The sequence below is a fragment of the Streptomyces sp. NPDC002206 genome, from assembly GCF_053593595.1.
The window spans coordinates 15768-29304 of the sequence record NZ_JBSFCW010000052.1; the positions used below are offsets into that span (position 1 = coordinate 15768).

Sequence of the window (13537 nt, forward strand, 5' to 3'; positions counted from 1 at the left end):
AGCCCGGCTCACCGAAATGCGGCGAGTTCGAGGACAAGCCCCAGGTAGAGAGAAATGGAGGTCGTCAGCAAGAGAAAAATGATCACGGTGTGGATCGTGCGATGCCGTCGTACCCCGAGACCGAGATGAGCGCGCGCGGCCGGACTGACGCGCGGCCCACCCTGCACGTCACCGCAGGCGTGTTGCAACGCGCGCACCAGAGCCCGCTGGCTTCTGACCGTGGTGAGGCCGATGCGCACACCGTTTCTGTCACGCACGACGACCGCGCGAAAAGTGCCGCCGTAGCTGAAGCCGGTGAGCAGTCGGACATCTCTTATCCGCGTGAGATCCACGGAACGCTCACCGGTCAGCGTTCGAGCGGTCACACGAGACATCGAACAGCGGACCAGCCCGGTTTCCTGGCACAGCTCGGGCAGCAGGAAGGCCCCTGCGAATCCACCGGTCAGAGCGCAGATGACGGACGCGCCGGCCGGAAGCAGGCCTGCCAGTGCGAACAGCCACGCCACGAAGGGAGAAAGAATGAGGAAAGCGGCGATGGAGCTCGCGAGCCGTGCCCGTGACCGGGCCACAGCCGGTGCTCTGTCGGTGGAGTCCACGGGAGCAGCGTAAGGGCAGTTGCCGGCTTGTCCGCGGCCGGGCCGATCAGCTGTCACTGGCGCTTACCGGGGAAGGCGGAGTCGGTCCGGAGCGCCGGAGCATGTGCGATCGCCGGCGGGGATCGATACGCGCACCGTATCCCGGAACCGCCCGAGGTTACCTCCGAGGGTCGCCACCGGTCACCGACACGCGACCGATGACGACCACTCAAGCGCTGGTCAGGCGGCTGCCGCCGCCGAGACCTGTGCGAGGTACGCGTTCGTCTTCTCCGGGTCGGAGAAGCAAGCCGTACATGCCACAAGCCTCCAGCCTGCGAACTCTCCGCATATGGGGGGCTCCTGACATCCCGTGGGCCGTCTGTGGGCCGTCAGCCCCGAATCGGAACCCTGCTGTAGGCCGTAGCGATGGCCTTGCGCGTGCGCTCCCGGCTACTCGGCATCAGGTGGGCGTAGACCCGCAGAGTCATGGCCGGGTCGCTATGGCCCAGGTACTCGCTCACCGCCTTGATGTTCTCCCCGCCGTCGAGGAGAGCCGAGGCGTAGAAGTGCCTGAGCGCGTGCATCCCGTGCTCCCGCGCTGCGGCAAAGCTGTCCTCCTTCGTCTCAGGCTCCGGGATGACTCCGGCCGCTACGAGCGCGGGCTTCCATGCGCCGTCGTTGAGCGACGTACGCCATACGTGGTTGCCCCTCGGTGCGGTGAAGATCAGGCGCTTGGTCACCTTCGGGCCGTCAGCGCGCCGCCACGGCAAGGTGATCTCGACCGGTGCGTATTGCTTCATGTGCGCCTTGAGCGCGTCGGCCACAGGGCCAGGCAGCGGCACGTCCCGGAGCCTCCCACCCTTCGGCGGCGCGAACACGGGCTTGCTCCGGCTGAGCTTGAGCTGCTGCACCACGTGCAGGGTGCCGGTCTCGAAGTCGAGCGCGTCCACGGTCACGCCCAGGATCTCGCTCTGCCGCATGCCGCAGCCCGCCCCCAGGTCGACCATCGCCTGATACCGCTCCGGCATCGCGGCCTGTACGGCGAACACCCTCTCAGCGAGCCACGGCACGACCCGCTTTCGCTCAACAACCGGCTGCTTGACGGAACGTACGGAACACGGATTGCGGCTCAGGTACTTGTCGTCAACGGCGGCACTCAGCACGGCTCGCACGTTGGAATAGATCGCTCGGGCGTAAGGGCCAGGGATTCCGCGCTGTTCGAGGGTGGCCACCCACTCGCGAACATGCTCCGGCTGGAACGCCCCGAGCGGACGCGCCCCGATGTACGGGAAGGCGTGCAACCTGAGCTGAGACTCCATCGACGCCACAGTGCTTGGTTCAGAGCCCAGAGTCTTTAGCCACTTCTCCGCGTACTGGCGGAAAGTGATTCGGCCGGCGCGCGGGTCGACGTACTGCCCGCGCGTCATGTCGGCCTCGATCTGCGCGAGCCGCTGTTCCGCGAGGCGCTTCTGCCCGTCAGGGAAGGACTTGGATTTCTCGGTTCCGTCGGGGCCGACGTAACGGGCCCGGTAGCGCAGGCCGGATCCGTGGCGGTCGGACTTGACCTTGGTTGTCTTGCCGTCGAGGACGATGCTGGTCTTGTACCAGCGGTCTTGGATATGGCCTGCCATGGCGCGGCAATCCTTTCTCGGCAATGAGCAGGGAGGGTCACTGGGTGACCCTCCCTGGGTGGTGAGATGTCGTTTCAGGCAGCGTCGGTGGTCATGCGTTCGGCGACGTAGCGGTGCACGACGTCGGGGTCGTATCGGATGTGCTTGCCGATGCGGAAGCCGGGCGGTCCGATGCGCTTCTTGCGCCAGTGGTAGACGGTCTCTTTGGGGACGTCGAAGATCTCGGCGATGTCGTCGGGGGTGAGGTAGCGGTCGGGGAGACCGCCCCGGAGGGTGGCCCGGGGGTCGGGTTGAGCGGAACGGGTTCGGCTCATGGGGTCCTCAGCGTCGAGTCGTGTTGCGTTCGGGGGCTTCCCGGGAGTTCGCGTGTGTCCGAGGTGCGGATTTCTGCGTCATTGCGTCATCAGCGTCATTTAGGCTTTTGACCTGCGGTTATGTGTGACGCAGTGGCTTGGGGTGCGTCATGGGCTGCGTCATCGGATGACGCAGATGACGCAGGATGACGCAGAGACCGCCGTCTGCGTCATGGCTTTGGTCGCAGGTCAGGTGCCGTTTTTCGGCCTGCATGACGCAGATGACGCAGCGTCTTCCCTCTTAGGAAAAAAGAGGGTGTGTCTGTTGCAGTTCGGTGCGCCTCAAAGCGTGAAGAAGGAGCCGCTGCGCGGCGCGACCTTTGGGCGGCGTTCCGCCGAACAGCAAGAGGAGCACGCTGTCCCGCTGGTGCTCTTCTTGCTTGTCCGGTCGAGTGGGCGGATCGCGGGTCAGACCATCCGCTTTTGCTCGTGTGGGGGCGGGGTGGCCAGGCGGGTCATTTCGAGGTAGCGGCCTTCGCTCGTGCGGCCGGTGTCGATGAGGACGCCGCGGGCGGCAAGCGTCGGCTGGAGGCGCTTGAGCCGGTCGGAGAGAACTTTGCCGGTGGTCGGCCAGCCCTTGGGCAGCGGACGGCAGTCGTCGCCGTTGTAGAGGCGACTGAGGCAGTGCAGCCACTCGGTGGAGGTCATCCGCAGCGCCGCGCCCGGCTCGATGGTGTCGGCATGCCTGAGGACGGTCTGCGCGAGGAGATCGCCCTCGATCACGTCGTCGTTCAGGTCGTCCAGACTGGTCCGGTAAGCGGGGAGCGCCCCGAGGCCGGTTGCCGCGTCGAGCTGCGCGCACAGGTGGGCGAAGTCCGCCATCCGCAGGTCGGTGGGGGTCTCCGCTTCCACCGCGCGGACCTTAACCGTGAGGTCCAGGAGCGAGCCGAGAACGACGGGCAGAACCTCCCCGTACTCCGCCCACAGTTCCGCCTCGGTGCGCCGGACGCGGGGCCGCTCCAACCGCAGAGGCAGGAGCCGTTCCGCGAGGTCGGGCCGGATGACTCCCACATCGATACCGGTCAGGAGCAGGGGCCGGCGGTAGCCGACGCGGAACACGTCCCCGTCGGTGAACAGGGCGCGCTTGACGCTCTCGGCTCCGGTGACGATGCAGCACATCGCGTCGGACAGGTCCGGCGTCATGTGGGAGAGGTTGTCCAGGGCGGTGACCCATCCGGCCGCCACCGCCGCGATCAGGTTCTCCTCATCCTTCGGCGCCCGCCGCAGGTCGCCGCTCATTCCCTCGATGATCCGCACGAGCATCCGCCCACCGGTGGACTTCCCCGCGCCCTGCGGCCCGGTGAGGAACGGCGCGGGGACGGGCACGGACGGACCGAGGCAGCCGATCAGCCAGGCGATGGCCAGGCATTCGGTCTCGGCGTTGGCGAAGTTGCACAGCCTGAGCAGGAGGTCGATGCCCTTGCCGTCGGTGTCCTTGGCCGGCAGGGGCAGTTCCCCCGTGAGCTGCGTGCGCCGCCAGCACACCTCGCGCGGGTCGGGGGTGAGGATGTCCCAGCCCGACGGGTGGATGCGGACGGACTGCCCGTCATCGCGGCCCAGGTCCAGCCATGTCGCCCCGTCGAATCCGGGGGCGACGCGGATGTGGACGGGCTGCACGTCCTCGGACAGCGCGAGCGCTTCGATCAGGTCGAGTGCTTCCTTGAGCGCGGTCCCGTTGAACACGCCGCGCCCGTCGTGGAACAGGCCGACCATGAGTTCCTGCCGGTGGCTTCCCGTCGTGCCCTGCGAGCGGATCGGACGGGCCACGGGGTGCCCGTTCTTCTGCGCGTACACAGTCCCCTCGGCGGTACGGAAGTACCGAAAGTGCGTCTGCGCGTAGTCGGCGATGATCTCGCGGGCGGGATTCTTCTCGTCGTCGGACATGGTCACAGTCCCAACCTGGTCAGGGCGTTGGTCCACGCGTCGGTGCAGTGCCGGGCCGATTCGCCCTTGGCCTGCGCGGCCATGAACAGCCGCGCAATGTGGGCCTCGGTGAGGCAACCGCACCGACCGTGCGTGGACAGCACGGCGAGGAACGTCCGGTAGACGGTGGCGTGCACCGCGTCGCGGGCCTCGGTGATGCGCTGCTCTGCCATGGCGATGCCACGGTCGAGGTAGGCGGGCATGCGGTGAGGGCACTCCCCACCCCCGACCAGTGCGGGCACGGTGATGGCATGCGGTGCGGGCCGGACTGCGGTGGGCTCCTTCACGACCAGTGCGCGGACGATATCCGGCAGCACCGTCATGGTGCCGATGCCGGGACCGAGCCACCGGGCGTAGGCCATGGTGGACTTGATGTCCACGCCGGGCCGTACGGCGTTGGCGGACTGCATGGCGCCCTGGTAGAGCCAGTGCTCGCCCCGGGTCGTCGGCACGGTCCGTGTGGCGGGCAGGGTCGCACGGGCCCACGCGATGGCGGCCGGGTTGTCGAGGTCGACGACGGTGAGGTCGGCGCCGCCGGGGTGGTAGGCCACCGCTGCCGCGTCGCGCCACGCTCGCGCCCAAGTAGGTGCGTTGATGACGCCGGGGTCGGTGGTGGCGGCGGCCCAACCGTGGCACGGATGCGGGCAGGTGCAGGGACCGGGGGTCTTCATGTTCGGCCGGCCACCGCAGGCGTTGTCGGCGCAGCGGCGGCAGTTGCCGAACGGCACCTTCCCCGCTCGTAACGGCAGCACCGGCACGCCGGAGGCTGCCAGGGAGAGAGCGGTACGCAGGTGCTCCCCCCGAATGTCGGTCAGTTGCGTCATGCTGGGAGACCTCCACAGGTCTGTTGGTGGCAGGTGGACAAGGGCGGCCCGGGTCTTTGGCGAGATGGGGCCGCCCCCTTTTCGATGCTTCGGGGGAGTCGGTGGGCAGGACCGGAGGACAACCGCGCAAGGGTGGGACAGATCTCGGCTGGAGAAGCCGCCCGTGGTTGCGCTTTTTGGCGGGGCTCTGCGTGGGGGCATTGGTGTACGCGCCGGTTGCGCTGGCGTCCCACTTTGTGTTGGGCAGACCGTGGGGCTCTGCTGTGGTGCTGCCCATAGGTCTGGCGGTGTTCATGCCCCCGTACTTCCAGTGGCTCAACAGGCGAGGCCAGGGCAGGCGCGAGGACGACGCGAGGTCCGCGGTCCCTGCGAAGGTGCCGCCGCCTCCGTCTCCGCCACCGCCGTTGGTTCTGTAGCTCAGCCGTGGAAGTGGTTGCGTTTGATGACGGCCTTGCGGATGTTCACCGTCGTCGCTCCCCGGTCCTTGCCGGTGGCGGTGAAGACCTGGACGGCGATCCAGCCGCCGAAGATGACGGCGGTCAGGATGATGAGCTGCTGGACCAGGGCCGCGAGCGCGGCAATGAACGTGGTCAGCAGGACTAGCCCGCCGCAGACGGCACCGAACCCGATCCCGCCCAGGGCGATGTTCACCGCCGCGCGGGACACGACCGGCTTGGCCGCGACCGGTTCGGGCTTGGCGGGTTCGATGGCGTAGCCGGTGATGACCCGTCCGTCGGGCAGGACGATGGACGTCACGGCCGGCACGGCTCCGGGCTGTATCGGGATGGCCGGCGCGGTCGGGATGGTGGCGAGGGGGGTGGGTTGGTGGATGGTGACGGCCTGCTCGGTGGGGCGGTGGGCGGTGTTCTCGGGGTACATGCGGAATCCCTTCCTCTGCTGGGTCAGGGAGGCGGAGGCACCCCCGTCGGGAGGCGTGTGGAGGGGGTTTCAGGGGTGCTGAGCTGGGGTGACTCCCTGCCTCCCTGAACATCATTTGTGCAGGTCAAGGCCAGGGACGCAGGTCAGGGAGGCGGTGAGGGAGTTCTCCCTGCCTCCCTGCCCCGCCGGGGGTGCGCTTCCCTCTACCGGCCGACGGAAGCGGAACCGTCGCTGCCGCGGTTGGTCAGCGCCCGGGCGATGCGGTCGCGGCCGACGACCATGCGGCCGTCGGACTTGTACGGCTCGGCCCCGGTGCCGTCGAGGACCCGCTTGAGGTCGGCGTGCGTCCAGCTCCCGTAGGCGTCCTCGGACAGTGTGGTGAGCCGCTGCAGCACGTCCTGGGTGAAGACTCGGTTCGTGTCTCCGATGACGGTGGCGATGTCGGCGAGCGGGTCGCGGTCCTCGTCGCGCTCGATGACGTGGAGGGTGGTGACGCCGTCGCGCATGGCCCGGGCGCGAGCGGTGATCTGCGCGGCGGTCTCGGTGTCGATGTAGTGCGTGCGGACGGTGATGGATGCCTGGCCGGCCGGGATCTCGATGCCGTCGCTCGCGACAACCAGCGTTCCCTTGTCCAGCCCGGGACGGAGCAGGTTCGGCGCGGCCCCGCCGTCGACGGCCTTGTCTCCGAGGGCCATGCGGGCCTGCGACTCGGTGCCGAGAGCGAGGGACGCGCGGGTGTGGGCACCCTCGCGGACCAACTTGGGAAGGTTCTGGTCCGTCGGGTCCTGCGTCCCCTGCCACAGCGTCACGTTGACCGCCCGCCCCTGGTTGTGGATCTTCCGCGCGGCCATGAAGTACCGGGACGTGGCCTTGGACCCGCCGTACGGGCGCTTCTTCTCATCCACCATCGGGCACATGAACGCCACCTGCGCCTCATCGACCAGCAGAACGAGCGGCGGGAACACGGTGCCGGGCGGCGCCTGAAGACGACGCTCCATCTCGCTGACACCGTCCTCCAGCATCTCGGTCGCGTCGACGACGTGATCGTCGGTCGGACCCTGGATCAGCACCGTGGCCAGGCCATCGAACATGGCCCAGTCGCCGGCACCCTTGAGGTCCGCGATCCGGAACTCCACGCTGCGGTCCAGCACCAGCCACAGAGCCAGGGCCCGGAGCGCTGCGGTCTTGCCCTGGTTGGACAGGCCGGTGATGAGCAGGTGCCGCTGGTAGAGACTCAACGCGGCGGCGTCGCCGCGCAGGTCCTGACCCCACGGAGCCTTGCCCGTCTTGTAGTTCGCGGTCAGGTCCTGGTCGGTGGTCAGCGGGGAAGGGCCGATCGGCTCGTCCAGCGCGCCACTGTCCGCTACCCAGAGCCGCACAGTGCGGGCGGCCTGCGGGATCGTGATGAACACCTCGTGCTCGTGCCGGGACAGGTTCTCGGCGAGCTTCCGGCGCCGGTTCTGCACCTCGTTGGTGGCGACACCGGAGGGCAGGGTCACGTCCACTTCCACACCGCATCCGGCGATCCGGATCGGGCCGAGCATGGACGCGCCGGCGTCACCCATCTCCTTGATGGCATTCCGCAGCGGAGCGATGCCCAGGTTCCGCAGCGCGAGGACGACGATCGACGGCGTGATCGGCTCTCCCTCCCCGCTCCGGGCGTTGGCCGGGAGCGCCCACTGGGGTGCGGCCTGCTGGTGCTTGCCCACCGCCCACAGGCCGAGCACGGCCACCCACGGTCCCAGGGTGACCAGCGGTCCCCAGGTCACGGTGATGATGAGGACGATCCAGCGGACCAGCTCGATCACGGCCATGGTCGGCGCCGCGATGTCGGCGAAGTCCTTGTTCGCGACGGCGAGCATGATGCCCAGGATCAAGAGACCACCCGCCCCGATCCCTGCGCCGGCCGCGATGCCCTTGGCCGCGTCCATCGGGGCGGTGAGCAGGTCCATGCGGCGGCGGTGGCGCTCCTGCCGGAACTGCCGCCCGCGCTCCTCCCACTCGGCTGCGGCCTCCATGTTTCCCGCGGCTTCCGCCGCACGGAGCAGGCGTTCGTAGCGAGAGGCGGTGCGGCCCTCCCAGGTACGGCGGGCCACGATCCGTGTCCCGCCCAGGACGTAGAGGCCGTGGCGGGCAGCAGCACGGCAGGCGGTCTTGGTGTGCTCGTGCGTGGCCACCGTGCGCACACCCCGCGCGGAACGCACCCACAGCGGCACAGACGGCTTTTCAGCGGCCGGCGCTGCTACAGCAGCCGCCGGGGCCGTCTCAGGGGCGGTGGTGGTGTCTTTGAAGAGGTGAACGACGTTTTCACTCATGACGGAAGCACTCCTGACCGCCCCCGGAACCCCGGGGGCGAAAAGAAAGGGTGGAAGGTCAGGCGGCGGACGGGACGAGGCGTCCGGCGAGGTGCTCAGCCCCGTACGCCTCCCTCTCCTCGGCCTCCAGCAGCCGGTCGTGCTCACGGCTCTGACGGCGGGACAGCCGCTCGACTCCGAGGTCGTTGCGCAGTGCGGCGATGAGCCGGTCGCGGACGCCCTTGCGGCTGGTCTGCATCGCGTGGACCAGCTCGTGCACGAGCGTGATGGCGAACGTGGCCTCGTTGGGGTGCTGGTCCACGTTGACGACGATCAGCACCCCACCGTCGGACAGCGGGATCGCGCGGGCGGCGGTCTCGCCGGCCAGCTTCTTCGCGGATCGCAGCGCACGGGACTGGACCCACTTGTCCGTGCACCCGGCAGTCTCAACCTCGGCGGCCGTGGCCACCTCGGCCAAGCACCTCTCCGAGGTGAGAACGACCTGCACGTCGGGCATCCGTCCGGGCACCGCCCGGTCCACGATCCGTACGGCCTCTTCGGTCAGGCGCTTGGCGGTGCGGAGGGTGGCCTGGTGGCCGGGCAGCTTGTGCGTGCTGACGGTCAGCTTCACTACATCTCCGTTCATCGCCGCAGCTCAGGCGACGGACTCGGTGTCCAGGTCGGAGCAGGCAACGCACATGCCGAGCGAACGCGGGATGCAGTACCCGGCATCGCGGCGGCAGTTGGGGCAGGTACGGCGCGCGGCCATGGCCGCTTCGAGAGCGGCCAGGAGGCCCGGCGTCATCGGGCGGACCGGCTTGGCCAGGTCGATGCGGTAGAGGTAGGCGACCAGCGGGCCACGACGGCGGCGGGGCCGCTGGACTTCGGCGACCACGTCCTGACCGCCGGGCCGAAGCCCGAGGGCCCGGAGCTGACGACGGGTGGCATAGCCGTCCGGGGCGAGGCGCCATCGGTAGACGGGCAGTGCCCCCATCACGCCACCATGCGTTTCCATGCGGCCCGCAGGCGGACTTCGGATGCGGAGTGACCGGCAGCCCGGAAGCGGCTGGCCATCTCCCGGTAGGACAGGGCCGGTGTCTCGCTGTGACGAATTTGGTCGACGAGCGCGTCCAGCGCCTCATCGGTGAGCGCGCCGGCCGTCTCCAGAGCGAACGCCGAAACCGGCTCGGCCGGGCCCCAGACCGGCAGTTCCCAACGGGATGTGACGCCGGGCGTGACGCGGGTCGTCACGCTGGTCAGCGCCCGTCCGGTGTCCTCACCCTCCCGCGCCGTTTCCAGCGTCGACCAGGCTCGGGAGAGGGTGTTGGCGGTCTTTGCCTGGACGTGTGCGACGCGGGCACCGGCCTGCGTCACAGCCGTCAGCCGCGTCTCCTCCGTGGCCGCCTCGGCCCGGAGTCGGGCGCGGGCCACAGCGGCTTCGTCGCGGGCTTCCTGCTGGATGCCCTGGATCGCGTCCAGGGCCTCACCGGTGAGTGCGGTCCGCTCCCACAGCCCGTGGACCAGCCACAGCGCCTTGGCCGCGATCGGCAGCCAAGCCACAGCCAGCCACGCGCCGGTGGATGCGTCGGCGGTGAGGGCGTGGGCGATCAGGACGCCGGTCGCGATCAGGCCGAACGACCAGCCGACGGCGGTGACCGGGGTGCTGTGGTCGCCCTGCGCGGCCAGACGCCGTTCGTAGGCGAGGGTGGCCAGCCACCCGCCGTCGATCCCGAGACCGACGACCAACGCGACGAGCCACGGCATCGCCGTGCCGAGCCACATCACGACCACGGCCAGGGTGAGCACCATGGACACCGCCGTCATACCGACGGCGGGCAGAACGGTCTTGGCGTTCATGCCGCACCCCCGTCCAGCGGCCGGACCTTGGCCGCGGCCAGTAGCGCGACGCGCACCGGGTGCGGGTGGTACTCCGGCCCGGTGCCCTCCGTCCACTCCCAGTCGGCGCCGTCGGCGAGCGTGAACCCGAGTTCCGTCAGTGCCTCCAGGCGCTGATCGGAGGTCGGGATCTCGGAGGACGTCGGCCACGTGTAGGTGGGCCACTCACTGACCAGCCCGGTCATGGCAACGAACACCTGCCAGCACGGACCGGCCGTCACCTCCGGCATCGTGGTACCGCAGCAACGCAACGCCAGGTGCGCCCCGAGGATCTGCTTACTCATGCCGCACCCCCGGACACCGTCGCGCCGACCGTGCGGTTGGCCAGGTCCCGCCGGGCCGCCATGACCCTGCGGCGGGCACGGCGGATGCGCCGGGCGTCCACCTCGGACACCGGGCGATCCAGCGTCGTGATCTGCGCGTCCAGCAGCTCGACTTCCGCCCGGATGACGGGCATCTCCAGGTCGATCGCGTCCAGCTCAGCAGCCGACGGCTCACCCTCGAGCGAGGCCGCCGTAACAAGGTCCTGAAGTGCAGCGATGTGCTTCATGGGTCGTTTTCTCCTAGCGGTAGGACGGCCCAACAACAGCGGCCCCGGTGTCTCACCACCGGGGCCGCGCGCCGTCTGCGGGTGAAGCAGGAAGAGGCATTCCGGCTCCCCTCAACCCCGCCCGTACGACCCCATGGGCCGGACGGACGAGGGAGGCAACCGGCCTCAAAGGCCAGGTCAAGCAGTGACACGAGGGGCGGGCCGTCCCTGCCGGTCCAGCACGAACGGCGCCCACATTCTTCGGCGACTCATCAGGACTCCTTCCGGGTGTCGGACAACGTGGTCAAGCACTGCAAGGGGGATCTCGTCCCCACTCGCCGGCCGTTGCTCGCGGTCGCCGGGCCACCTCGCCAGTCGGGCCGAAGCCCATTGCGTCCTACCTGGCCTTTAGCGGGATTGCAGCGTCCCCGCCCTGTGCGTTCGCGCAGCCCAAAGAAGGGCCGACGCTCCGCTGTCCTAGGACTGCGATGCGTCTGAGACGACACTGACGCACAGTCCCGGGACTGTCAACAGTCCTGGGACTGTGTTTCACTGGAGCCGTTGAGAGGAGTGCGCGTGGCACCCAAGTGGCGGGAACTGGCAGACAAGCTGGCCGGGCAGATCAAGAGCGGTGAGCTGCCCCCTGGTCGGCAGCTGCCGCATATCCGGGACCTGGTCGAGGCCGGTGAAGGGTCTAAGTCCACGGTTCACGCGGCCTATAAGGCGCTGGAAGCCGAAGGCTTGGTGACCTCCTCCCGAGGTCACGGCACAGTCGTGCGGGGGCGGGAACCGCTCAAGCGGCTCGGCATCGCTCGGTACGACAAGGCCAAGTGGCGTGACGGGGATGAGGTCGCGTTCATCGCCGACCGTGTGGCGTCCGGCCGCGCGCATAAGCGTGGAGAGCAGACGCAGAACGTCAGCCGTGTACCGGCCGCGCCGATGGTGGCTGCGGCGCACGGTCTGCCGGAAGGCTCTGAGGTGTATGCGCGCGCACGCCTCGTGAAGGAGGGGGACCAGCCGACGCATACCCTGACCAGCTACTACCGCCCTGAGCATGTCGAAGGGACGCGGCTTGTCGACCCGACGCCGGGCCCGGCCGGCAAGGGCGGCGGGTACCGCGTGCTCTATGACGCGGGGTACGAAATCGACCACATGCGAGAGGAGCTGTTCGCACGCCCTGCGGCGTCGGACGAGGCGGCGCTACTCCAGCTGACGCCCGGCGAGTGGGTCGTAGAGCTCCACCGCACCACGTACACGGCGGACGGGACCGTGGTGGAGTTCGCCATCGGCGTTCACGCGGCGAGCCGCTTCGCCTGGGCATACGACTTCAAGGTCCCCGACTCAGCGGAAGGAGCAGCCCAGTGATCTCGACGCAGGCGTGGTCTGATGCTCAGCGGCTCTGGGAGTTCCAGCAGATGGACCACGAACCACGGCCCTGCTCGGTCGGCATCGGCCTCGGCAGTCATGACTTGGGTGTGGCCGACGTGACCGCGAATCTGTACCGACGCGGCATGTTCCCGCTGATCGTCTTCACGGGGGCGACCAGTCGGACGACACGCGACCGGATGCCCCGAGGGGAAGCCGAGCACTATCGGGAGCGGGCGCTGGAACTCGGCGTTCCCGCGTCGGCGATCCTCGTTGAACCGAAAGCGCGGAACACGGGCGAGAACATCGACTTCGCACGCGGACTGCTCGCAGAGCGAGGCATCGACGTGTCATCCGTGCTGCTCGTGAGCAAGCCGTACGAGGAGCGACGGGCCTACGCGACAGCCCGCAGACTCTGGCCGGAAGTCGAGATCGTCAGCGCGTCGGCGCCCATGACGCTCTCGGAGTACGCCGACTCCATCGGGGACCCGCGTCTCGTTCTGGACATGCTCGTGGGAGCCCAGCAGCGTCTGCTCATCTACCCGGAGCAAGGATTCATGATCAGGCAAGAGGTGCCGGAATCCGTTGCCGCGGCCTACGAGCATCTGTGTTCCGAAGGGTTCACGAGCCGCCTCGTGCCGGCGAATTAGAGGCTTTGTGGGCCATGTGTGGACCAGGCGCCACCACGTAGACCCGCTATAGGGCATAGGCGCAGGTCAGATGCAGTGAAGCCGCTACAACCGCAGCGCTCTTGAAAGCCGTCACCATGCGAGCGCGGTAGAACTTTCCCTACTTCATCAAGGCACCCGGCTGCGCTCCGCTCCGCCGGGCTCGCTTCCCGGCTCTGGCCGCGCCCGCGCTCCTGCCTTCGGCCCGCTCGGCGCTGCCGCCTTCGGCGGGGGCGCTCAGACTCCGGGATGGTCGGGGCGCCGTTCGCGGTACCGGCGGATTCGTGGTGAGCGTCGTGCGGCTCCCATCCCGATCACCTTCGACCCAGGGCGTCAAGGCCGTTCGTATAGTGGCGCGCTCCACCTTGACGCCCTGAACCACAACGCTCCACGGTTGTGGGCCGAAGGCGGACGGGATGGAAGCTGGGGAGGAGTGGTGGGCGGGGGTGGGACTAGGGTCCGGCCGATCAGGCGTGACGCTCCGCGCCCCGACTCCTGGTTCTAATACTCCAGCAGTACTTTGTGGCTTGACCTGGGGAAACGTCGAGCGGTGGGAGTGTAGCGGGCAGGTTGCCGTCACGGACGGCTTCTGCCCGCCTG

14 protein-coding genes are annotated in these 13537 nt (G+C 68.8%); 2 read left to right on the forward strand and 12 right to left on the reverse strand.

Annotated elements, in window-relative coordinates:
• Nucleotides 1–8 precede the first annotated feature (8 nt).
• The 12 genes from ACWCP8_RS38625 to ACWCP8_RS38680 form a co-directional block, all read right to left on the reverse strand.
• Entirely contained in the window at nt 9–596 is a 588-nt protein-coding gene (locus tag ACWCP8_RS38625; RefSeq protein WP_451121112.1) for a hypothetical protein, read from the reverse strand.
• 368 nt (nt 597–964) lie between these two features.
• Nucleotides 965–2206 carry a tyrosine-type recombinase/integrase gene (locus ACWCP8_RS38630; RefSeq protein WP_451121114.1) on the reverse strand — a complete coding sequence of 414 codons (1242 nt, stop codon included), beginning with the start codon at nt 2204–2206 and terminating at the stop codon, nt 965–967.
• A gap of 74 nt (nt 2207–2280) precedes the next feature.
• The gene (locus ACWCP8_RS38635) at nt 2281–2520 is read right to left on the reverse strand and encodes a helix-turn-helix domain-containing protein (RefSeq protein ID WP_451121116.1); all 240 of its coding nucleotides are present in this window, start codon (nt 2518–2520) and stop codon (nt 2281–2283) included.
• A 447-nt stretch (nt 2521–2967) separates the two neighbouring features.
• Nucleotides 2968–4443 (reverse strand): ATP-binding protein, encoded by a 1476-nt coding sequence (locus tag ACWCP8_RS38640; RefSeq protein ID WP_451121118.1) that lies wholly within the window; start codon nt 4441–4443, stop codon nt 2968–2970.
• A 2-nt stretch (nt 4444–4445) separates the two neighbouring features.
• On the reverse strand, nt 4446–5306 hold the full coding sequence (locus ACWCP8_RS38645; protein WP_451121120.1) for a bifunctional DNA primase/polymerase: 861 nt from the start codon (nt 5304–5306) through the stop codon (nt 4446–4448).
• Nucleotides 5307–5723: 417 nt separating this feature from the next.
• On the reverse strand, nt 5724–6185 hold the full coding sequence (locus ACWCP8_RS38650; RefSeq protein WP_451121122.1) for a hypothetical protein: 462 nt from the start codon (nt 6183–6185) through the stop codon (nt 5724–5726).
• Between the two features lie 203 nt (nt 6186–6388).
• Nucleotides 6389–8500 (reverse strand): ATP-binding protein, encoded by a 2112-nt coding sequence (locus ACWCP8_RS38655; RefSeq protein WP_451121124.1) that lies wholly within the window; start codon nt 8498–8500, stop codon nt 6389–6391.
• Between the two features lie 58 nt (nt 8501–8558).
• The gene (locus ACWCP8_RS38660; protein WP_451121126.1) at nt 8559–9125 is read right to left on the reverse strand and encodes a hypothetical protein; all 567 of its coding nucleotides are present in this window, start codon (nt 9123–9125) and stop codon (nt 8559–8561) included.
• Between the two features lie 9 nt (nt 9126–9134).
• Complete coding sequence (locus ACWCP8_RS38665; RefSeq protein ID WP_451121128.1) at nt 9135–9473, reverse strand: RRQRL motif-containing zinc-binding protein; 339 nt, start codon at nt 9471–9473, stop codon at nt 9135–9137.
• A complete protein-coding gene (locus tag ACWCP8_RS38670; RefSeq protein WP_451121130.1) occupies nt 9473–10336 on the reverse strand; it encodes a protein spdB in 864 nt (287 codons plus the stop codon). Before ACWCP8_RS38670 ends, ACWCP8_RS38665 begins: the two co-directional genes overlap by 1 nt.
• Nucleotides 10333–10659, reverse strand: coding sequence for a DUF6303 family protein (locus ACWCP8_RS38675; protein WP_451121132.1), 327 nt, complete (start codon nt 10657–10659; stop codon nt 10333–10335). The genes ACWCP8_RS38670 and ACWCP8_RS38675 overlap by 4 nt, the downstream gene beginning before the upstream one ends.
• Nucleotides 10656–10925, reverse strand: coding sequence for a DUF6284 family protein (locus tag ACWCP8_RS38680; protein WP_451121134.1), 270 nt, complete (start codon nt 10923–10925; stop codon nt 10656–10658). The genes ACWCP8_RS38675 and ACWCP8_RS38680 overlap by 4 nt, the downstream gene beginning before the upstream one ends.
• A gap of 555 nt (nt 10926–11480) precedes the next feature.
• Between ACWCP8_RS38680 and ACWCP8_RS38685 the strand changes: the two genes are divergently transcribed.
• Nucleotides 11481–12269 carry a GntR family transcriptional regulator gene (locus ACWCP8_RS38685; protein WP_451121136.1) on the forward strand — a complete coding sequence of 263 codons (789 nt, stop codon included), beginning with the start codon at nt 11481–11483 and terminating at the stop codon, nt 12267–12269.
• On the forward strand, nt 12266–12919 hold the full coding sequence (locus ACWCP8_RS38690; RefSeq protein WP_451121138.1) for a YdcF family protein: 654 nt from the start codon (nt 12266–12268) through the stop codon (nt 12917–12919). Before ACWCP8_RS38685 ends, ACWCP8_RS38690 begins: the two co-directional genes overlap by 4 nt.
• The last annotated feature ends 618 nt before the right edge of the window (nt 12920–13537 follow it).

Coding starts and splice junctions, on each gene's coding strand:
- ACWCP8_RS38665 (WP_451121128.1), bottom strand. CDS start 9,473: ATGGGGGCACTGCCCGTCTACCGATGGCGCCTCGCCCCGGACGGCTAT.
- ACWCP8_RS38640 (WP_451121118.1), bottom strand. CDS start 4,443: ATGTCCGACGACGAGAAGAATCCCGCCCGCGAGATCATCGCCGACTAC.
- ACWCP8_RS38660 (WP_451121126.1), bottom strand. CDS start 9,125: ATGAACGGAGATGTAGTGAAGCTGACCGTCAGCACGCACAAGCTGCCC.
- ACWCP8_RS38680 (WP_451121134.1), bottom strand. CDS start 10,925: ATGAAGCACATCGCTGCACTTCAGGACCTTGTTACGGCGGCCTCGCTC.
- ACWCP8_RS38630 (WP_451121114.1), bottom strand. CDS start 2,206: ATGGCAGGCCATATCCAAGACCGCTGGTACAAGACCAGCATCGTCCTC.
- ACWCP8_RS38635 (WP_451121116.1), bottom strand. CDS start 2,520: ATGAGCCGAACCCGTTCCGCTCAACCCGACCCCCGGGCCACCCTCCGG.
- ACWCP8_RS38645 (WP_451121120.1), bottom strand. CDS start 5,306: ATGACGCAACTGACCGACATTCGGGGGGAGCACCTGCGTACCGCTCTC.
- ACWCP8_RS38655 (WP_451121124.1), bottom strand. CDS start 8,500: ATGAGTGAAAACGTCGTTCACCTCTTCAAAGACACCACCACCGCCCCT.
- ACWCP8_RS38675 (WP_451121132.1), bottom strand. CDS start 10,659: ATGAGTAAGCAGATCCTCGGGGCGCACCTGGCGTTGCGTTGCTGCGGT.
- ACWCP8_RS38650 (WP_451121122.1), bottom strand. CDS start 6,185: ATGTACCCCGAGAACACCGCCCACCGCCCCACCGAGCAGGCCGTCACC.
- ACWCP8_RS38670 (WP_451121130.1), bottom strand. CDS start 10,336: ATGAACGCCAAGACCGTTCTGCCCGCCGTCGGTATGACGGCGGTGTCC.